This is a genomic window from Pseudomonas caspiana (genome assembly GCF_040224095.2).
Taxonomy (GTDB): Bacteria; Pseudomonadota; Gammaproteobacteria; order Pseudomonadales; family Pseudomonadaceae; genus Aquipseudomonas; species Aquipseudomonas caspiana.
Genome location: NZ_CP167995.1, coordinates 2,730,500 through 2,752,123, shown reverse-complemented (window position 1 = coordinate 2,752,123; position 21,624 = coordinate 2,730,500). Strand labels below are relative to the sequence as shown.

Genomic DNA, 21,624 nt, shown 5'->3' with positions numbered 1-21,624 from the left:
CGGGAGCGTATCCGTGTCCTTTGTTGACCACCCACTGAGCCAACGCGCTGCCCGCACCATCAATGCCGAACCGGACGAACTGCGTCCGGCATTGGCAGGCTTCGCCCTGTTCTTCTGCTTGTTTTGCGGCTATTTCATGCTGCGGCCCATTCGTGAAGCCATGGGTATTCAGGCCGGGGTCGAAAATCTTCAGTGGCTATTCACCGCGACATTCCTGGTCATGCTGATCGCGGTCCCGTTATTTGGCTGGCTTAATTCTACGGTGCCACGTGTCCAGTTCATCGACTGGGTTTATGGGTTCTTTGCCGTCAACCTGCTGTTTTTCGCCGCGACCTTTGCCCTGCATGACGACAGTGTCTGGCTGGCGCGAGTGTTCTATGTGTGGATTTCGGTCTACAACCTGTACGTGGTTTCAGTCGCCTGGAGCCTGATGGCCGATGCGTTCGACGGCGCTCAGGCACGGCGGTTGTTTGCCTTTATCGCAGCGGGTGCCAGCGTGGGTGGTTTGCTGGGTCCGTTGATCAGCGCCTTCTCGATTGAAATGCTCGGTCAGGGCGGGCTGGCGCTGTTCAGTGCCTTGCTATTGTTGCTGGCATTGGCGCTCAAGCGTTACCTCATGGCCTGGCGTGAAACTGGCGGCGCGGGTCGGCCCGGTGCGCCGCCTGCTGAAAACCCGCGACGGCCGGTGGCAGGCAACCCGTTCAGCGGCATGCTGCGGGTACTGCGCTCGCGGTATCTGCTGGGCGTGTGTCTGTTCGTGGTGCTGCTCGCCACTGCCAGCACCTTTTTGTATTTCGAACAGGCACGACTGGTGTCCGAGTTGTTCGCGACTCGTGAAGAACAGATCCGCGTGTTTGGCCTGATCGATTTCGCGGTGCAGGCTGGCGCGCTGGTTTCGCAGTTGTTCATCACCGGGCGTATTGCCCAGCGCTTTGGAGTTAGCGTGTTGCTGGCGGGCGTGCCAGTGCTGGTGTGTATCGGCTTTATCGGCCTGGCACTGGCGCCAACATTCGCCATGTTGGCTGGGTTGATGATCGTGCGACGTATCGGCGAGTACGCGTTTATCCGACCCGGCCGGGAAATGCTCTTTGCGCCGCTGGACGCCGAGACCAAGTACAAGGCCAAGAACTTCATTGACACCGTGGTTTATCGCGGCGGCGACGCCATCAGCGGCTGGGCCAAAAGCCTGCTGGACATGCTCGGTCAAGGTACTGCGCTGGTGGCCTTGGTGGGCGCTGCGTGTGCGGCGCTCTGGGCGGTTACCGGGTGGTATCTGGGGCGGCGTACGGATCGGGAAGTGATCGAAGAGCGCGTGAAACACACTGATCATCCGGATTGAAATGTAATTCCCGTAGGAGCTGCCGAAGGCTGCGAAGCATTTATCCTGACACATCGCGATCGCAGCCTTCGGCAGCTCCTACAGGATCCGGTTCAGCTCAGAACAATAAAGTTCAAATAACGCCCTCCAGCGGCTCGATAATTCGCAATTATTACCAATCCCGCAACAGTGTTTTCCCTAAATGCGAAATGACAATTTGTCGCAGGCAGGGCTTTTTTTGATATCTTTGCAAAAGTAACCAGTTAGTTAATTGTCTTCGGAGTTCAATAGAACTGAGCCGTGTCGTCAGCATGGACCCTGAAAAGTCTCCTCGCGACCGCTGTTCGGGAACAGCTCTTCAAGCCGTTTCCTCCACTACGCTTAACCTTTCATACAAACGCTCATGCGTCACCAGGATCATGCACCATGACTAAGTCTCAACCTACGGCATCCGTCAGCCGCTGGCCCATCTGGGTCGCGGCGCTCGGCGTGCTGGTATTTGGATTACTGTTCACAGGACTGGGCGGTTACCTCGCCACACTTGGCGGCAGTTGGTACTTCCTGCTCGCCGGTCTCGGCATGCTCGTCTCTGCGGTACTGCTCTTTAAACAGCGCCTGACAGGTGCCTGGCTGTTCGCGGTCGTCATGGTGCTGTCCATCATCTGGGCGCTGGTAGATGCCGGGCTGAACTTCTGGCCACAAATCTCCCGCCTGTTCGCACTGGGCGTGTTGAGCCTGGTGGTGGCACTGGTCTACCCGACACTGCGCAAGGCGAATGGCCTGGTCGGAGGTCGTGGTGGCTATGCACTGAGCGGCCTTCTGGCACTGGCCATCGTCGGCGGCGCATGGGGCATGTTTATTCCTCACGCCTCGGTTTCCCCAACCGGCGACGGCCCGGGCCTGACCAAAGTCGACCCTGCCAAGGCGCAGAAAGACTGGGCTCACTACGGCAATGACGAAGGCGGCAGCCGCTTCGCTGCCCTGGACCAGATCAACCGCAGCAACGTCGGCAGCCTGGTACCCGCCTGGACTTACCAGACCGGCGACGTTGCGATCAGCGACGGCAACGGCGCTGAAGACCAGATGACCCCGCTGCAAGTCGGCGACAAAGTGTTCATCTGCACCCCACACAACAACGTCATCGCACTGGATGCCGACACCGGCAAACAGCTGTGGAAAAACGAAATCAACGCGCAGAGCAAAGTCTGGCAGCGTTGCCGTGGCCTGGCGTATTTCGACTCGACAGCCGCATTGGCGCAGCCAGTTGACGGCAGCACGCCCGCCACTGCTGTATCGGTACCCGCCGGTGCCAACTGCCAGCGTCGTCTGCTGACCAATACCATCGATGCACGCCTGATTGCTGTAGACGCGGACACCGGCGAGTTCTGCCAGGGCTTCGGCACCAACGGCCAGGTTGATCTCAAAGCAGGCCTGGGCAATGTTCCGGATTCCTACTATCAGCTGTCGTCCGCGCCGTTGATGGCCGGTTCTACTGTGGTCGTGGGCGGTCGCGTTGCCGACAACGTTCAGGCTGACATGCCTGGCGGCGTGATCCGAGGTTTTGACGTGATCACCGGCGCCATGCGCTGGGCGTTCGACCCGGGTAATCCAGAAGACAAGAAAGCTCCAGCGGCCGACGCCACTTATGTGCGCAGTACGCCAAACAGCTGGGCACCGATGTCCTACGACCCGGCGATGAACACCATCTTCTTGCCGATGGGCAGCTCGTCGACCGACATCTACGGCGTTGAGCGTACCGCGCTGGATCACAAATACGGCGCTTCGATTCTGGCGCTGAATGCAACAACCGGTGAAGAAAAGTGGGTCTACCAGACCGTCCACAATGACCTGTGGGACTTCGACCTGCCGATGCAGCCAAGCCTGATCGATTTCACCAAGGCCGACGGCAGCAAGGTGCCTGCCGTGGTGATCGGTACCAAGGCCGGTCAGATCTTCGTGCTCGACCGTGCCACTGGCAAGCCGCTGACCAAAGTTGAAGACGTCGCGGTCAAGGCCGCCAACATCCCCAACGAGCCTTACTCGCCGACACAACCGCTGTCGACCGGCATGCCGCAGATTGGCACCAAACACATGACCGAATCGGACATGTGGGGCGCCACGCCGTTTGATCAGATGCTGTGCCGTATCTCGTTCAAGCAAATGCGTTACGAAGGCCTGTACACCGCGCCGGGCACTGACAAGTCGCTGAGCTTCCCCGGTTCGCTGGGTGGCATGAACTGGGGCAGCCTCTCGACGGATCCGGTACACGGTTTCATCTTCGTCAACGACATGCGTCTGGGCCTGTGGATTCAGATGGTGCCGCAACAGAAAGACGCCAAAGCCTCTTCCGGTGGCGAAGCGCTGAACACCGGCATGGGTGCAGTACCGCTCAAAGGCACGCCGTATGCCGTGAACAAAAACCGCTTCCTGTCGATTGCCGGCATTCCGTGCCAGGCACCGCCGTTCGGTACGCTGACAGCGATTGACATGAAGACCCAGAAAGTCGCGTGGCAAGTGCCGGTCGGCACCGTTGAAGACACCGGCCCGCTAGGGATCAAGATGCACCTGCCGCTGCCGATCGGCATGCCAACACTGGGCGGCACGCTGTCTACCCAAGGTGGCCTGATCTTCATCGCTGGTACCCAGGATTACTACCTGCGCGCCTTCAACTCGGCCAACGGTGAAGAAGCCTGGAAAGCCCGTCTGCCCGTCGGCAGCCAAGGCGGCCCGATGACCTTTGTTTCGCCGAAAACCGGCAAGCAGTATGTGGTCATCACTGCAGGTGGTGGCCGTCAGTCGCCGGACCGCGGTGACTACGTGATCGCTTACGCGCTGCCTGATAGCAAGTAATCAGTAAAAGCAAAAACCCGCTGCCACCTCAACGGTGACAGCGGGTTTTTTTATTGTCTTTCCCGGCTGAACCAATCCTGCGATCTCCCGCCAGTATTGAGACACAGCTCGGTGGAGACGCTGCGGTATCTGGAGCAGGCCGAGTCATCGTTCTTCGTCGTAATGCTGTCCAGACCGAGCCTCGCCCCAACAGGACACCAGCCACGTATACGTCCATGAACAGCAAATGGGAATGTTGTGATTCACACAACATTCCCGAAGAAAAGCTTCGCCACTCGGAAACATTCGTTTGCCAATAAAGTCGTCGTGTCATTACCCTCATATGAATGAACTCTTCATTATGAGGACGAGCTGACCAGCAATTGGTCGGCCCGTTCAAACCACTATTAAACTTTACTTGTGGTTCTCTCGATATTGTCGGACACTTCGAATCGATGACAATATACAGGCGTCAGCCAACCGACATGCTTTTCTCCAAAAAAAATTGGCCGACATCACCCTAAACAAAAGATTCAACATTGGTTGACGAATGGTTTATTAAATTAACAATAGTCAATTAAAACAAACAGTTAACAACAGTAAGACGCTCTTCTCAATCCCGCGCCAAACCCCCGCAAAACCTGTTAAAGACTCGTTACAAATGTAAAAGTTTCGAACTTTGAAATTAATGTCAAAAACACTATTTAAATCTTTGCGCTCGCCGCGAATGCTGCTAATAATCGGCCCAGTTCCGGGTTGCAAGGCAATGCGCCATCTCACACGAAGTGAATAATCAGCTTCATTCCGATTCAACCCCGGCCTAAAAACTATTCAGTAGTTTGCTCAACATGCCATCAGGCTTTGAGCTGACTGCTCGTGCGGCGCAAGAAACTTGCGCGAGGAGGGCATCATCGCTCGCAGTGAATCCAGGATTAAGGTCCTATCGATCTTCGGCACGCGTCCCGAAGCCATAAAAATGGCTCCGCTGGTTAAAGCACTGGCGGCGGAATCTGGCGTCCACTCGCAGATCTGCGTCACAGGCCAGCATCAAAGCATGCTGAAGCAGGTGATGGATCTGTTCGACCTCACGCCTGATTTCAGTCTCGACGTGATGAGGCCCAATCAGACACTCAATACACTGACGTCTGCTCTTTATGGCGCAATTGATCCGATACTGGAAATGATCCAGCCGGACCGCGTTCTAGTGCATGGCGACACCACCTCAGCCATGGTTGCCGCAATGGCGGCGTTCCATCGCCGTATCCCGGTCGGCCATGTTGAGGCAGGGCTGCGTACGGGTGATATTCGCTCGCCGTGGCCGGAAGAGATGAACCGCCGCTGCATCGACCTGGGAGCCGACCTGCTGTTTGCGCCGACTTTCGAGTCCCGTACCAACTTGCTCAGTGAGCGCCTGCAAGGTCGCTCTTTCGTCACTGGCAACACGGTCATTGACGCCCTGCAATTGACCGCTAACCGGATCGATCAAGACCATGCATTGCGTGACAGTCTTGATAGCCAGTTTGCGTTCATCAAGCCAGGCCGCAAGGTATTGCTGGTCACCGGTCACCGTCGGGAAAATTTCGGCGACGGCTTCCTTGATATCTGCAAGGCACTGCGCCAGTTGGCTAGTCGTAAGGACATCCAGATCGTTTACCCCGTGCATTTGAACCCTAACGTTCAAGGCCCGGTCAACGAGCATCTGGGCGGTCTGGATAACGTACATTTGATCGAACCGCTGGACTATCTGGCCTTTGTTCGTTTGATGCAGCGTGCCCACGTGATTCTCACCGACTCGGGCGGCGTGCAGGAAGAAGCTCCTTCCCTCGGCAAGCCAGTGCTGGTGATGCGTGACGTCACCGAGCGCCCTGAAGCTGTCGCGGCGGGCACCGTTCGACTGGTCGGTACTGCGCCGGAATCCATCATCAGCGGCGTCGCGGCCCTGTACGACGATGACCTGCTGTGGCGTCGCGCCTCCCAGGCGGCCAACCCTTATGGCGATGGCAAAGCCAGCTCACGCATTGTCGATGTCCTGCTGAGCAGACCCATGCATGAATTCGTGGTGGGCAAATCACCGCGAAACATTGAACACCCCCTGATGATTCCGAACCCGGAATTCACCCGGCCAGTTTCCACATTCCAATAAACATTCGCCCCTTAACAGCCCGAGATCTGCCTGAATGAAGTTTTCCGTTGCCACTCAACCGGGCGCGCTGAGCGCCTTTGCCTGTGGCGTGAGCCTGCTCGCGCTCATGCCCAACTTTGCCCTGGCCGCGGAGAGCCCGCTCACTCAGGCAATCAACCGGCTGAACACTGATACCCAACAACAGCGCGAGATTCGTCTCAGCGATTTGGGTATTGATGCGCCGATCATCCTCGGCTCCACCGACTCGCGCCGCGAGCTGTATCTGCCGGTCCCGGCTGGGGTGCCGCTGACTGACGCCACCTTGCAGTTCGACGCCAGCTACCTGAACGGCGAAGGCGGACGCAACACTATGTTGCTGTCGCTGGACGGTTTCCCGGTACGCGCCGAAGGCCTGACCGAGCCGCAAGGCAACGCCAGCGCTACGTTGGGCGTCGACAAGGCAGCTCGCGATAGCGGTTCAGTGCGATTGGGCGTCGCCTGGTCGTCGATCGTTTCCCGCGTCCTGTGCGAAGACGAACGCGTGATCGGCAATGTGCTGCGTATCGACCCGGCGACCCGTCTGACCTACAGCTACGACGCCAATGATCTGCAGGACATCGGTGCGGCATGGAATGCCCTCCCCGGCAAGCCAGGCATCATGGTTGCTCCGGGCAGCCTGTCTGCCGAAAGTTACGACGCTGCATGGCGTATCGGTGTGGCTCTTGAGCGCATCGGCAAGCATGCACGCATCCTGCCCTTCCCTGCTTTGCAGCACAGCGTCGACCTGAGCGCTTTGCGCGTCCCGGCCGAACTGCTGAACATTCCGGCCTTCGCCGGCCTTAATGGCAAAGGCACACAGACTCTGAGCGACCCGGCACAGATCGGTGCTTTGTTGGTGCTGGGTCAGACGCCAAATGTACAAGCTGACCTGGCAATCAATGATCCGCAGTTGCTTAAGGCAATCAACGATTCACTGGATGCCTTGCAGGCCCAGATTCAAAGCCGCGACGCTACTGCGGTCGACGCGTTTAACCAATGGCGCGAGCGTCATATCAACGCAGGCCAGAAAACCGGTAAAGAAAACGTGCGTCTGGCATTGCTGGGCAGCCGCCCGATGCTGATGATTGCACCGGACGCCACCACCAAAGCGCTGACGATGTTCAGCTCGGCGTGGAACAAACTGGCCCGCACCCGCCAGTTGTCCATCAGCGAAGCACAGGCGCCGCTGGATACCGATGGCCGTGTAGCGCTGTCGCGACTGGGCGGCCAGCCGGGCACCATCGACGTATTGGCAAAAGCCGACTGGAGCGCCTCTTTCCCGCTGGGCGCCGTAGCTTACGACGGACGTCTGCCGGTCAAAGCAGTGATTGATATTGCTGCCGCACCGGGCGCATCGGACACTGCCCCGGTCGCCTCGCTGTTCCTCAATGATTACCTGATCGGCGCGCAGCAGCTGGAAACCACCGGCGAGAAGCAACGCATCGAAGCGCGCATCCCGCGTTACGCGCTAGGTTCAACCAACGTCCTGCGCGTCTCTTTCCAGCGCCAGCCGGTCAGCGATCGTTGCCTGGAAACGCCGCAGGCGTTCCCGGTTTCGGTACGCCCGACCAGCCACATCGTCCTCGAAAAAACCACGCCAAGTGATGACTTCGCAGGCATGGCAGCACGCTTCGCGGTTGATACCCAGGTGTTGGTTCCGCAGACCTGGCTCGATCACCCGGCCAGCAGCTTGCCGCAGGTGATTTCAGTAGCCAGCGCCACCGGTGTTTCACCACTGCGCGCGCAGTTGAATGTCAGCGCTGACCCGAAAACCGCAGTCAAGCCGGAGAAATCCTTCCTGGCTTTCGCACTGCCAGTCGCCGACAGCAAGCAAGCACTGCAAGTCGATGATCAAGGCCGACTGCGCATCAACGACAAGGATAAAGTCCTGCTGGATGTTACCCAGTTGAACAACCTCGCCTCGTTGCAAGTGGTCGAGTCCGGCAGTCAGCGTGGTCTGGTTTATCAGGCTCTGGGCAGCGACGCTCCGCAGTTCGCCAAGCCAATCCTGTTGACCCGCGGCGATACCAGCGTGCTGGGCAACAACGGTGTGTTGACCACCCTGGACAGCAAAGACCCTAACGGCAGCCGGATGATTGATGACGACGAGCCAAAAGGTCTGGATGCATGGCGCACGCCTTCGCTGTTGTGGCTGATTCCGGGCGGCATTCTGTTGTTCCTCGTGCTGTTGCTGGCTGGCCGTAGCGCCCGTCGCAATCGCCAGTAACGGGAACCTGAGATGACGTCGCTTTATTGGCCTTATTGGCTGGCCCACTACTACAGCGTCCTGGAAGTCGCGACCATCGTGATCGCGGTGCTGATCCTGATTTCCAGCCTGGACGACTTGTTCATCGACCTGTGGTACTGGTCGCGCCGGATATTCCGCAGTTTCACCGCCGGGCGCAAATACCGGCCGTTGACCGCAGAGCAATTGGTCGCCAGGGACGAGCAGCCTCTGGCGATCATGGTCCCGGCGTGGCTGGAATACGACGTCATCGCACCGATGATCGAGAACATGGTGTCGACGCTGGACTACCAGAACTATGTGGTTTTCGTCGGCACCTACATCAACGATCAGCGCACCATCGACGAAGTCGAACGCATGCGTCGCCGCTACAAGCAGTTGCACCGTGTAGAAGTCCCGCATGACGGGCCGACCTGCAAGGCTGACTGCTTGAACTGGGTGATTCAGGCGATCTTCCTTCATGAGAAAACCCACGGTATGACGTTCGCCGGTGTGGTCCTGCATGACAGTGAAGACGTGCTGCACCCGCTGGAATTGCGTCTGTTCAACTACCTGTTGCCGCGCAAGGACATGATCCAGTTGCCGGTGGTTTCGCTGGAGCGCAACTGGTACGAGTGGGTTGCGGGCACTTACATGGACGAGTTCGCCGAATGGCACGGCAAGGACCTGGTGGTGCGCGAAAGCATGAGCGACACCGTGCCTTCAGCCGGTGTCGGTACCTGCTTCTCGCACCGCGCGTTGCAGGTGTTGGCCGGGGAAACCCAGAACATGCCGTTCAACACCGACAGCCTGACCGAGGACTACGATGTTGGTGCTCGTCTGTCGAAAGTCGGCATGAACGCGATCTTCGTGCGCTTCCCGGTGGAATACCGAGTGTTGCGTAAATCGTGGTTCAGAAAGCCTTACGAATCGACCCTGAAAATGCCGTTGTGCGTACGGGAGTTTTTCCCGGATACGTTCCGCACCGCATTTCGTCAGAAAGCCCGCTGGACACTGGGTATCGGCCTGCAAGGCTGGGAGCAAATGGGTTGGACCGGTTCGCTGGCCAACCGTTACTTGCTGTTCCGTGACCGCAAAGGCGTGGTCACGGCGTTCGTCAGCATCATTGCGTACCTGATTCTGGTGCAACTGCTGGTCTTGATCATCCTGCGTCAAAGCGGCCTGTGGGATGTGAGCTTCCCTACCCCGTTCGAAGCCAACGGCTGGATCAAATACCTGTTGGTGGCCAACGGTATCGCATTGGCCTGGCGCGTTGTTCATCGCTGCTACTTCACCGGCGTGCTGTATGGCTGGCAGCATGCATTGCTGGCTATTCCACGGATGGTCGTTGGTAACTTCGTCAATTTCATGGCCGCTTCCCGGGCGTGGAAGATGTTCATTGTCGGCAAGGTGCTCAACCGCAAGCTGGTCTGGGACAAGACCATGCATGACTTCCCGTCCACTGACCTTGTAGCGGTTGCCCCGCGCAAGCTGGGCAGCGTGCTGTTGTCGTGGCAAGCAATCAACGACAGCAATCTGCAAAGCGCACTGGCCGAACAACAGACTCGCCAACTGCCATTGGGGCGCATTCTGCTCAATAACGGCTGGCTGGACGATGAAACCCTCGCCGAAGCCATTGCCTTTCAGAATGAGATGCCGCGTGTTTTCGATGTGGCTGCCAAGGCTGAGCGGGCAGAACCTGCGCTGGCCGACGAGTTTGCCCTGCGCTGGCGCGCCGTGCCGGTCGGCCTGAGTCCTGAGGGCCGTCAGCAGATTGCGGTGGCCAGCCCACTGTCAGCCGAAGGGCTTGAGCAAGTCAGCGCTGAACTGGGCAGCGAGCCTGTGCAGTTGATCGCTCGAGAAAGCGAAATCATCAACCAGTTGCGTCAGCTTGATGCACCGGATGATCGCGCCTTGCCGCATGCCAGCGCACCGCTGCTGGGCGATCTGCTGATCGAAATGGGCTTGCTGGATCGCGACGTGTTCAACAAAGCGATGCTGCATTACAAACCACAGCAACATGGTCGTATCGGTGACTACCTGGTGGATACCGGTGTACTGCCTCGCGCAACCATTGAGCAGGCGGTCGCCCGTCAGCACAGCCATTATCAGCCGGAGCCCGCATTATGAACCGCTCTCTGCTGAGCCTTGTGGTCGCCAGTGCAGCCCTGCTGCCGACCTTGAGTCAGGCCGAAACGCTGCCGCTGCCGTTAACCGGCCCGGCCTATCAAACGGCTAACGAAGCCTACAGCGCTTACGATCGCAAGGACTACGATCTGGCGATTGCCAAAGCCCGTGAGGCCTTGCGGCAGCGTGCCGACGTGACCCGTTTGAACCGGCTGATCGAACTGGCGGAACGCGACAAGGACATGCGCGACAACCCTCGGCGTTATCCGCAAGCGAAGCCCGCTCCTGGCTTCAGCGTCGCGGCTCAGGCGTTCAAAGCCTACGACCGCGACGATTTCGGTCTTGCTGCCCAGTCCGCCCGCAAAGCCATCGCCCTGGCGCCAAAGCGCATGGACTATCGACTGCTGCTGATCGAGTCTCTGCAACGCCAACAGCAATTGGTCGAGGCCGATCAGGCAACCACTGAGGCGCTGCGGGTATTCCCGGATGACGATGCGCTGTTGATGCGCCGCGAAGCGATTCGCCGCCAGATTGCAGCACCGCTGGCCATCGCCGGTTATCGTGCGCTGGAACAGGACAATCTGCCGCTGGCAGTGGATCAGGCTCGCAGGGCCGTGGGCTGGGCGCCAGAAATAGGCGCGAACCAGCAACTGCTGATCAGCGCCCTGCTCGCCTCAAAGGATTATTCTGCCGCCGAGCAAGCCGCTACCGGCGCGCTGGCGCAAGACGACGGTGAAATTGCGCCGTGGGTGCTGCGCGCCTATGCACTGGATCGTCAGGGCAAAACCCAGGCGGCACAGGCTGATCTGAATAAGGCACTGGCCATTGACGGCTTGCTGGATTCCGAAGAGCGTGAGATTCGCTTCTTTGCGGCCGATCTGGCGTTGGCCAACGGCAACCCGCAACAAGCGCTCGACCAGTTGCAGCAACTCAAGCCTGACGAAGGTGGTGAAGTCGCCCGTCGACGTGCCGCTGCGCAGGTGGTTGCGCGACAAAAAAGCAATGGTCTGAAAACGGCGGTGCGCTTCCCTGCCCCGGCCTTGAACTGCCAGGAAAGTGCCTTCGGCCTGATCTGCGATATATGGCCAGGCAACCAACGCGATGCTGGCACCGACACTGCGGTGCAGGCGTATGCCGCACTGGCTCGCAAAGACGCCGCTTCAGCGGCTGCACTGGCCAACGAAGCCATTCGTCGTGCGCCGCAAAATCCGGCGTACCGCGGTTTGCTGGTGAGTGCGTTGACTGAACAAAAGCGCCTGCCAGAGGCGATCGACGCAGCGAGCCAAGGCATTGCCGCCAATGGCAACGATGCGCGTTTGCTGGCTCAACGCGGTCGTCTACGCCAACAAACCGGAGATGATTCCGGGGCGCGCAAAGACTTCACTCAAGCGCTGGCACTGGGCAGCTTGCCCACCTATGAAGAAGCCAGTCTTTACGCTGCGCTCGGGCAACGCCGTACCGCACGTGAGCGCTTGCAACAGGCGCGTGATGCCGGTGAGCTGGAAGGCATGAGCAATCTGCAAGTCGCCTACCTGTCGGTTCAGGCCGGTGACGACGACGCAGCGCATGACTCGTTTCGCAAGGCTGACGCCGAAGCGCCATTGCCACCGACAGCGACTCAGGACGCGGCGTACAACGCCATGCGCGTCAACGACGATGAGCAGGCGGTGGGCTACTTCAAGCGCGTAATCGATGCACAGAATGCCGGTGAACTGGACATGCCTGCGCAACAGCTGTTCGATACCCGACGTGCAGTCGCCGACGTCTCGCGCACCTGGGGCCTGATCAGCACCACCAGTTATCGCGGCAACAGTTCCAGCAGCGGCTTGAGCTCCGCGCCGAGCACTGGCAGCAATGGCAATGGTGGAAGTGGCGGCAGCAGCAACGACAGCCTGCAAAACAGCACCGAACTGTCGTGGCGTCCGCTGGGTTATCGCAATGCGCGCTTTGTCGAGCTTTACGGGCGGATCACCGACACCTTGTGGGCCAAGAACAGCGATTCGGACACCGGCCTTGACGCTCTGCAAGGCGCACTGGGCGTGCGGGTCAAACCGTTCTCGTCGCTGAACGTGATGGCGGCTGCGGAACGCACCTTTCCAATCGGTTCATCCAACGTCGACGGCGACTGGCTGCTTCGCCTGGGTTATGGCTCCAGCATCGGTACCGATCTGCGGGTCGACACACCAAGCTGGTGGACCTCACAGCTGTTCGCCGAAGCCGGGCATTACGTCAACGATTCGCGCAACTACTTCAACAGCGAATGGCAAGGCGGCCGCAGCTACGCCATCGGTGGTACTGGCTCGCGCTGGGTGACCTTCCCGCATGTCGTGGCGGCTTACGATTACGACTCGAAAATGAACAGCAAAACCGGGGCCGATGGCCGCGATGATTATTCCTCGGGGCACGCTGCTGGCATTGGCGTGGGTAATAACGTGCGCTACTGGTTCCGTGAAGACGCGTACAACGCGCCACGCTCTTACGTGGATTTTTCTCTGCAATACCGGGTGAAAGTGTCTGGCGATGACCGTGCCAAAGGCGTGTTTGCCCGACTGACTTACTCTTACTGAGGACTGATATGTACCCTCGAATCTGTTTGTGGCTGGGCTTGAGCCTGGCTGCCACGACGGCCCACGCCGCGTCCGAAATTGCTCAACTGTATGAATCCAAATTGCCGGAAGGCTCGGCCTGGGTGCGGGTGGTCAACCCTACCGACACCACAATGCAGGTTCGCATTGATCAGGGCACCAGCTTCAATCTGTCTGCCCAGTCAGCACTGGCCAGCCCGTTTCAAGTTGTCGACGGGCGTCAACCGTTGCGTCTGACGGTGAATGGCCGCGAGATCAAAGACCTCAAGGCTCAGGCGAACGCTTTTGTCACCCTGATCCTCGACAGCAACCCCGCCGCTGCACCGCGCGTGGTGATTGATCCGCCGGTACGCGGCAAGGATTTGCGCGCTGAACTCAACGTCTACAACCTGAACAATGCTTGTGACAAAGCCGATATCAAACTGGCCAATGGCTCGACCGTGTTCAGCCAACTGCCGCTCAAGGGTCAGGCGCAGCGCACTATCAATCCAGTGCAAGCGACCCTGATTGCCAACTGCGGCCAGAGCGTCAGCCTGCCGTTCAAACTCGAACCGTTCAAGGCCGGTGATCGCTACAGCCTGTTCCTGATCGGCTCGGGCCAGACTCCGCGTCTGGTGGGCCTTGTTGATCAGACTGCACCATGATGGCCCGACTGAACGTGCCCCTATTCCGACGCCGCCTGCCTGTGCCCGCGATGATCACGGCCGTGTTGCTGGGGCTCTCCAGCACCACGGTGCAAGCTGCTTCAGCCGTGATCACCGGCAAAGACGGCTGGCTATTTCCGGCGTGGGAAAGCCTCAGCAAAGTCGACAATGCCGGTACCACTCGCAGCATCGCGCTGATCAAGGATGTGCAGCAGCAACTTGAGCGCAACAAGATCGCACTGGTTGTGCTGGTCGTGCCCATGAAAGCGCCGTTTTATGCTCAGCGCTTGCCCGCTGATCAGCCTCTGAAACCAGCCGTTGCGCAGCGCTACGATCAATTGCAGGGTGCGATGAATAAAGCGGGCCTTACCACGCTGGATATCAAACCTATCCTGCAACAAACGGAACACGGTGATCAGACTGCGTTCTACCGGGCCGATTATCACTGGACTGCGTGGAGTGCAGAAAACACTGCTGATGCGACTGCCCGGCTGATCAACCAGCGCTACAAGCTGCAGGGCGAGCCAGGTGGCGGCGCAGTGCTGGGTGAATGGTTCGACAAACGCGCCTTTGGCGACCTGGCGAGCAACTTCCTGCCTGCGGTAAAACGCAAAGCCATCGGCCGCGACATCTATACAGTGCGTCATCAGGTGGAAAAAGACCTGCTGATCGACGATGCACCGGCGCCGGTACACGTGATCGGCAACAGCTTTGTGCAGCCTTATCTGGGTTTCACTCAAAAGCTGTCCAACGCGCTGGATCGTCCCGTTACGCTGACCTGGAACCCCGGTGATATCGGTCCATGGGCCACCCTGCTGCAATACCTGCAATCACCGGATTTTGCTCAGCAAAAACCTCAAGTCATCGTCTGGCAGTTCAATGAAGGGCAGTTCCATCAAGGTCCTGATGCTTCGGCGAACTGGAACGCCAAAGGCGTGGTGTCGTTGAGCCAGTGGCATCAGCGCATCAAGCAGGCGCTTCCGTGAGGATTATGGGTAGGCGTTTAAACCGTGCGACTCTGACCGCTCTGCTGCTTGCAGCCATGATCGGGACAGGGATCGCCATGTTGAGTATGAACGCAGTTAAAGCATTGAAACCCGGAGTCGTCGGGATGGTCTGGCAACCGGACAACGCCACGGTAGGCATCAAAGGCGACTGGCACAAACTGGGTGCTCGCGAATTGTTGGTGCAGTGGACGGTGGTCGACGATCAGGCGTTCATTCCGGGTACCGGCCTGCCTGGCGTACCGGTAATGCCGGACTGGACGCGCATCGGTAAAGAGCCTTGGGCCAAAGACGTCATCGTCGGCCTGGCCGGGTATTTCAGTGAGAATCGCTCACGAGACAATGTCGAGCAATTGGCCAGACTCTCGGAAAAAATTGCCACGTTGTCCTTGCCGCTGAACGTTACGGGGTATTACTTCCCGGCTGAAGTCGATCCAAGCTGGACCAAGGCCAAGGATTTGCCTGCACTACTCGCCAAGCTGCCAAGACCCCTGTGGATCAGCGTCTACGACGGCGCCAACATCGGCCCCGCTGCCACGGCTGACTGGCTCAAGCAGTGGCTGCCGGATGACATTGGTGTGTTTTTTCAGGACGGCGTCGGGGTCTATGCCCGCACCGCTCCGGTGGCCCGTACTTATGCCGATGCCATGCGCGACCGACTGGGCAAGGATCGCGTTCGAATCATCGCCGAAGCCTTCAGGCCGCAATACGGCGGCGGTTTCCGCTCAGCCACCGCAGAAGAACTCAAACCGCAGCTCGCAGCGTATGACGGTTACCCGCTGTACCTGTTTGATGGTCCACATTACGTGACGCCGGAGTTGGTAAAACAGCTGTTGAAGTGAGGCTGGCACGTTTCGGGTAATAAACCCCGAACCTGTAGGAGCGCACGAGCAATGCGAGGCCGCGATGGCGGTGCATCAGACAGACCCCCATCGCAGCCTTCGGCAGCTCCTACATAGACTTTACGGCGCCGAATCCTGAACGCCAGACACCGAACCTGTAGGAGCGCACGAGCAACGCGAGGCCGCGATGGCGGTGCATCAGACAGACCACCATCGCAGCCTTCGGCAGCTCCTACATAGACTTTACGGCGCCGAATCCTGAACGCCAGACACCGAACCTGTAGGAGCGCACGAGCAATGCGAGGCCGCGATGGCAGTGCATCAGACAGACCGCCATCGCAGCCTTCGGCAGCTCCTACATAGACTTTACGGCGCCGAATCCTGAACGCCAGACACCGAACCTGTAGGAGCGCACGAGCAATGCGAGGCCGCGATGGCGGTGCATCAGACAGACCCCCATCGCAGCCTTCGGCAGCTCCTACATAGACTTTACGGCGCCGAATCCTGAACGCCAGACACCGAACCTGTAGGAGCGCACGAGCAACGCGAGGCCGCGATGGCATGTTGTCTGACACCCCGCCATCGCGACCTCGCATTGCTCGTACACGCCTACAGCAAGCGTTTCAACCCAATTACAAAATCGACAACGGGTAGTTGATGATCAAACGGTTTTCATCGAACTCGTTGTTGCTGAAGTCCCGCCGCATGGTGGAGTTGCGCCACTTCACGTTGAGTTTTTTCAGGACGCCACTCTGAATGGTGTAGGCCAGCTCAGATTCGCGTGCCCACTCCTTGCCGTCGTTGGTGGCTGAGGTTCTGACATTGTCGCCACTGATGTAGCGGTTCATCAGGGTCAGGCCGGGTATGCCCAGTGCGGCGAAGTCATAATCGTGGCGTACCTGCCATGAGCGTTCCTCGGCATTGTCAAAGCTGGCGTTGTAGCTGTCGTTAGCCAGGGTGCCGCCACTGGTGCCGTTGACCCGCATCCAGGTGTCGCCACTGACTTTCTGCAAACCGACGTAAAACACATGCGCGCCATACTTGGCAGAGAACAAGCCGGAGTACGTCTTGTTGTCCAGATTACCCGCCAGCTCCCGACCGTCCTCCCCGCCTTTGAAGAAGCCCAGATTCGCACCCAGCGTCCAGTCGCCCAGCGGCTGGCTGTGTAACAACTGCAGGTATTGCTGGTTATAAACGTCTTTCAGTTCCGCGCCCCACAACCCCACCATCGTGCGGTTCTGGTTGAACTTGTACTCGCCGCCGACGAAGTTGAAGCGGTCAGAGACACCGCCAGCGAAGTTCATGTCTTCCATGCTGGCGTCGTTACGCGGGCTATTGCCCTGAAACTGGCCGCCGTAAAGGGTCAGGCCATCGATCTCATTGGAGGTAACTTGCGCGCCCTGAAAGGTCTGCGGCAGTGAGCGTCCGTCATCCGAGCGCAAGATCGGCAATACTGGCATCCATTCGCCGACTTTCAACTCGGTCCTGGAGACTCGCACTTTACCCGCCACCGCCAGGCGTCCGAAGTCATCTGCCGGACGGCCGTCGGTGTGACGAGGCAACAGCGCAGTGCCGTAAGTACCGCCACCGCCGTCGAGCTTGACCGACCACATGCCCAGTACATCAACGCCAAAACCCACCACCCCCTGAGTAAAGCCGGACTTGGCATCGAGAATGAAGCTCTGGGTCCACTCCTCCGCCTTGCTCTGCGGGTTGCTGGGGTCAACAAAGTTGCGATTGATGTAGAAGTTGCGCAGCCCAAGGTTGACCTTGGCATCCTCGACAAAACCGGCGGCCAAGGCAGCCCCCGGCGCAATAAGTGACAGGCCCAGCGCCGTCGTGGTGAAGCCAAGAACATTCGCTGCAAGGGTATTTAATTTAGCCATTTTTGTTCCCCACTTTCAGTTGGACGAGCAGCGCCATGCGCGGCCGTAGAGGCCCGCATCAGCAATGGAAAGCGATTAATAGCCGTCACGGGAATCTCGTGACGGCGTTGTTGATAGCGCTAGCCGTGGGTCATGAGTAGCACGGCGAACTTATGACCCATCGGAACAAGACTTACTGCTTGGCACGCACCTTGGCGATTTCGTCGTACATCAATTTCACCAGACTGCCATCGAGTTTTTCCGAGTACTTTTTGATGACCGGCTGAACGCGCTCGCGGAAACGGTCTTTCTCTTCGGCAGAGATATCGTTCACAGCAACGTTTTTCTGCTGTTCCAGATAGCCACGCGCCTTGTCCATGCTGCTCGCGGTCACTTCACGCTGGTACTGCTGGGCCTTAACCGCGGCGTCTTTAACCAGTTTTTTCTCATCATCATTGAGCTTGTTCCAGGTTTTCTGGCCAATGATGAAAGATTGCGGATTGAAGATGTGGCCGGTGGTTGAGATGTACTTTTGCACCTCATAAAACTTGCTGCCCTGGATTACCGTCAGCGGATTTTCCTGACCGTCGATAACGCCCTGCTCCAGGCCGGTGTAGACCTCCGGAAACGCCATGGCCACCGGGTTGGCGCCCAGCGCATTGAAGGTGTCCAGATAGATCGGCGACTGAATCACGCGGATCTTGAGGCCCTGCATGTCTTCCAGCTTGTTGATCGGGTGCTTGCTGTTGGTCACGTTACGGAACCCCAGGTCCCAGTAACCGAGACTGACCAGCCCTTTGCTGTCCAGTTGTGCGGCAAGCTTTTGCCCGACGGGACCATCGATAACGGCGTGTGCCTCTTCGACGTTATTGAACAGGAACGGGAAGTCCAGCATGGCGAAGTCAGGCGCTTGAGCCGCGAGGATGCCGGAGTTGAGCACGGTCAGATCCAGCGTTCCGCCTTGCAACGCCGAGACTGTCACGACGTCACCGCCCAACGTGCCGCCCGGAAACAATTTGACCTTGATCTTGCCGCCGCTGCTCTCGGCCAGCAGGTCGGCGAACTTCTGAGCCCCCTGCCCCTGAGGATGTTCCTGCACGTTCTGGAATGCGAAACGCAGGGTCCGTTCACGAATCTCGGCCGCGTGGCTGGCCATGCTGCCCAGTAAGAGGCCCGTGGCGCAGGCGCCTGCCAGCAGGGTTTTCATCAGTTTTTGCATGTCACTCTCCATATTGTTTTTAGAAGTCGAGTTACGTAAATGCCCACCGACGTCAGCCGGTGAAAAACTTCAGCGGTACAAGCACCAGCGAAGGGAACAACACCAGCAGAAACAGCACAACAAACTGGGCCAGCATGAACGGCCAGACGCCACGGATGATTTCATCCATGCTGATTTTGGAAACGCCGCACACCACATTCAGCACCGTGCCTACGGGCGGGGTAATCAGGCCGATGGCGCAATTGATCATGAACAGCACGCCGAAATACACCGGATCGATACCGGCCATGACCACAGCGGGCATCAGCACTGGCGTCAGCAGCAAAATAGTCGGGGTCATGTCCATGGCCGTACCGACCAGAATCACCAGCAGCATGATGACCACCAGCAGTATCGTCTGGTTGTCCATGAATGGCTCAAGCACGCCAGCCAGTTGGTCGGGCAGCTCAGCAATGGTTACCAGCCACCCCGAGACCATAGCCGCAGCGACGAGCAGCATAACCACTGACGTGGTTTTCGCCGATGAAAGAATCAGGTCGTACAGCTGGTTGATCTTCAGTTCCTTGTAGATGAACAACGCGACAAAAAGCGAGTACACCGCAGCAACCACCGCCGCCTCGGTCGGCGTAAAAATGCCGAACTTCAGGCCGAAGACAATGATCAGCGGCAAGCCGAGCGCCCAGAGGCCTTCGATCAACGCGCGCATGATTTGCCTGGCGCTCTGCTTGGGCGGCGGCTCGATATTTTCCTTGCGGGAAACGAACCACCAGGCCACTGCCAGCGATGCACCGAGCATCAGCCCGGGCACGATCCCGGCCAGGAACAGTTTGGAGATCGACACACCCGACGCGACACCAAAGACGATAAAGCCGATGCTCGGCGGAATCACCGGCGCGATAATCCCGCCCGCCGCAATCAGGCCCGCCGAGTGAGCCCGGTTATGCCCGGCGCGAACCATCATCGGCACCAGCAACGCCGCAAGCGCGGCGGCGTCGGCCACCGCAGAACCCGACAGCGAAGCCAGCAGACAGGACGCCAGAATGGCCACATACCCCAGACCACCGCGCTTGTGCCCCACCAACGCCATGGCGATGTTGACGATGCGTTTGGACAGACCGCCAGCGTTCATGATTTCGCCGGCCAGCATAAAGAACGGCACCGCCATCAACGGAAAGCTGTCAGCGCCGTTGAGCAGGTTCTGCGCGATGATTTGCGCGTCAAACAGATCGAGTTGCACCATCAATGCAACGCTGACCAGCAGCAAGGCGAACGCGATTGGAATGCCCAGCGCCATGGTGCCAATCAACGAACCTAGAAAGATAACCAGCGTCATGGATGAGTTCTCCCGGTGGTCGATTGCTGATTCTGGATATGTTTGATTTCTTCCGCGGCGTCGCTATCGGTGACCATGACCAACTCGTCATCCGCCAGTTTGCCGGTCAGCACCAGATACAACTCATAAAGAAGAATCGCCGCAGCACTGGCACCAAACACCAGCCCCGCAGCGTAGAACAGCGCCATGGACAGACCCGATGCAGGCGCGACCACGTCCAGGTTGATGACCGCTTGTTGCCAACTGCCACTGAATACCAACCAGCAGATGTAGAGCATCAGCACATGGCCGACCACCAGACAGAACCGTTTGCCGCCCGCCGGCAAGCGCCGCACAAGGCTGTCGAAACCCATGTGCGCGCGCTCTTTGAGCGCCACTAATGAACCGAGGAAGATCATCCAGACAAACAGCCAGCGCGACAGCTCTTCCGACACGCTGATACCCGAGTTGAAGGCGTAGCGCAGCACCACATTGCCGAACACCAGGACGAGCATGGCAATCATGCACAGCACGATCAGTAACTTCAGCAGCTTGAAATACAGGCCGACTATTCTTTTCATTATTGTTGCCTCGCAGAGACCCAAAATCCGGCTCGACTAATCTGACTTGGCCCTTACTGGTCCGAATCGCAGTGACGCGCGCGCATGCAAATGCCGCTCGGCATAATTTGCCGGGTCATTGGTCGGGCACAGGGGAAGGAATCGAGAACGTGCAATTGCGGCCGCATGGGGGTGTCTCCATTGTTTTTATTGTTCCGAGGCACTGCTGGCCAAGGTTTATGACATGGAAAATGTACTAACTGGTTAATTCGGTCAATATCCAATAGCACCGATTATTTGCCGCCAAACCTGGGTCTCTGGCATCTAAAACCGCTTATATCCTCCGAAATTGAACCTAATGAAGGATAATTTCGTCGAAAAACATCAATAAACCTTCATTGGCAGAACCATTTCGGCAATTCAAAAGCGTGCGATTATCGATTATTTTTTCAACTCGACCCGAGCAATACGGTCCTATCCCTCTTCTGCGACAGGTAACAGACATGCCCAGCGTTGCTCCGTTTTCAGGCGCCAAGATCGCGCTTCTTTGCGAAGGCATGCTGCTGAGCTATCTGCGCGATGACAAACCTTCTATTCCGTGGCCCGGTTTATGGGACCTTCCTGGCGGAGGCCGCGAGGGAAAAGAGACGCCGCTGGAGTGCGCTTTACGCGAGACCTGGGAAGAGTTTGGGTTGACCATCAGCCCCGACACTGTTGTCTGGACCCGAGTGTATCCGGGCCAGGGGATGGGCGGCCTCGATACCTGGTTCTTCGTGGCACGGGTTCCGCCCGCAACTTTCGCCAACATCAGCTTCGGTAATGAAGGCCAGCGCTGGGCGGTTACCACGGTAGAAGCTTTTCTGGCGAATACCTTGGCGATCAAGCATTTCCAGCATCGGTTACAGGAATACCTGGAGAGCAACACTCTCTAGTG

General features: G+C 58.3%; 14 protein-coding genes. 10 read left to right on the top strand and 4 right to left on the bottom strand.

The window, feature by feature from the left end:
• Positions 1-13 precede the first annotated feature (13 nt).
• The 9 genes from ABRP31_RS12645 (at position 14) to ABRP31_RS12605 (ending at position 15,734) form a co-directional block, all read left to right on the top strand.
• Complete coding sequence (locus ABRP31_RS12645) at positions 14-1,339, top strand: MFS transporter (protein ID WP_349973160.1); 1,326 nt, start codon at positions 14-16, stop codon at positions 1,337-1,339.
• A 405-nt stretch (positions 1,340-1,744) separates the two neighbouring features.
• Positions 1,745-4,168, top strand: coding sequence for a glucose/quinate/shikimate family membrane-bound PQQ-dependent dehydrogenase (locus tag ABRP31_RS12640; RefSeq protein WP_349973162.1), 2,424 nt, complete (start codon positions 1,745-1,747; stop codon positions 4,166-4,168).
• A 955-nt stretch (positions 4,169-5,123) separates the two neighbouring features.
• Positions 5,124-6,290 (top strand): non-hydrolyzing UDP-N-acetylglucosamine 2-epimerase, encoded by a 1,167-nt coding sequence (wecB, locus tag ABRP31_RS12635; RefSeq protein WP_372489392.1) that lies wholly within the window; start codon positions 5,124-5,126, stop codon positions 6,288-6,290.
• 34 nt (positions 6,291-6,324) lie between these two features.
• Positions 6,325-8,535, top strand: a complete 2,211-nt coding sequence (locus tag ABRP31_RS12630) for a hypothetical protein (RefSeq protein ID WP_349973165.1) — start codon at positions 6,325-6,327, stop codon at positions 8,533-8,535.
• Positions 8,536-8,547: 12 nt separating this feature from the next.
• Positions 8,548-10,662 carry a glycosyl transferase family protein gene (locus ABRP31_RS12625; protein ID WP_349973167.1) on the top strand — a complete coding sequence of 705 codons (2,115 nt, stop codon included), beginning with the start codon at positions 8,548-8,550 and terminating at the stop codon, positions 10,660-10,662.
• On the top strand, positions 10,659-13,226 hold the full coding sequence (locus ABRP31_RS12620) for a bacteriophage N4 adsorption protein A (protein ID WP_349973170.1): 2,568 nt from the start codon (positions 10,659-10,661) through the stop codon (positions 13,224-13,226). Before ABRP31_RS12625 ends, ABRP31_RS12620 begins: the two co-directional genes overlap by 4 nt.
• Positions 13,227-13,234: 8 nt before the next feature.
• On the top strand, positions 13,235-13,888 hold the full coding sequence (locus ABRP31_RS12615) for an alginate O-acetyltransferase AlgF (RefSeq protein ID WP_349973172.1): 654 nt from the start codon (positions 13,235-13,237) through the stop codon (positions 13,886-13,888).
• The gene (locus tag ABRP31_RS12610; RefSeq protein ID WP_349973173.1) at positions 13,885-14,874 is read left to right on the top strand and encodes a twin-arginine translocation pathway signal; all 990 of its coding nucleotides are present in this window, start codon (positions 13,885-13,887) and stop codon (positions 14,872-14,874) included. Before ABRP31_RS12615 ends, ABRP31_RS12610 begins: the two co-directional genes overlap by 4 nt.
• A complete protein-coding gene (locus ABRP31_RS12605; protein ID WP_372489390.1) occupies positions 14,871-15,734 on the top strand; it encodes a hypothetical protein in 864 nt (287 codons plus the stop codon). The genes ABRP31_RS12610 and ABRP31_RS12605 overlap by 4 nt, the downstream gene beginning before the upstream one ends.
• A gap of 632 nt (positions 15,735-16,366) precedes the next feature.
• Here ABRP31_RS12605 and ABRP31_RS12600 read toward each other — a convergent pair.
• The 4 genes from ABRP31_RS12600 to ABRP31_RS12585 all read right to left on the bottom strand — a co-directional run bounded on the left by ABRP31_RS12600 (position 16,367) and on the right by ABRP31_RS12585 (position 20,711).
• On the bottom strand, positions 16,367-17,620 hold the full coding sequence (locus ABRP31_RS12600; RefSeq protein WP_349973178.1) for an OprD family porin: 1,254 nt from the start codon (positions 17,618-17,620) through the stop codon (positions 16,367-16,369).
• 172 nt (positions 17,621-17,792) lie between these two features.
• Positions 17,793-18,818 carry a TRAP transporter substrate-binding protein gene (locus ABRP31_RS12595; protein WP_087272075.1) on the bottom strand — a complete coding sequence of 342 codons (1,026 nt, stop codon included), beginning with the start codon at positions 18,816-18,818 and terminating at the stop codon, positions 17,793-17,795.
• 52 nt (positions 18,819-18,870) lie between these two features.
• A complete protein-coding gene (locus ABRP31_RS12590; RefSeq protein ID WP_349973179.1) occupies positions 18,871-20,151 on the bottom strand; it encodes a TRAP transporter large permease subunit in 1,281 nt (426 codons plus the stop codon).
• The gene (locus tag ABRP31_RS12585; protein ID WP_087272069.1) at positions 20,148-20,711 is read right to left on the bottom strand and encodes a TRAP transporter small permease; all 564 of its coding nucleotides are present in this window, start codon (positions 20,709-20,711) and stop codon (positions 20,148-20,150) included. The genes ABRP31_RS12590 and ABRP31_RS12585 overlap by 4 nt, the downstream gene beginning before the upstream one ends.
• Positions 20,712-21,193: 482 nt before the next feature.
• On the opposite strand from ABRP31_RS12585, the gene ABRP31_RS12580 reads away from it, so the two are divergent.
• A complete protein-coding gene (locus tag ABRP31_RS12580) occupies positions 21,194-21,622 on the top strand; it encodes an NUDIX hydrolase (RefSeq protein WP_349973182.1) in 429 nt (142 codons plus the stop codon).
• The last annotated feature ends 2 nt before the right edge of the window (positions 21,623-21,624 follow it).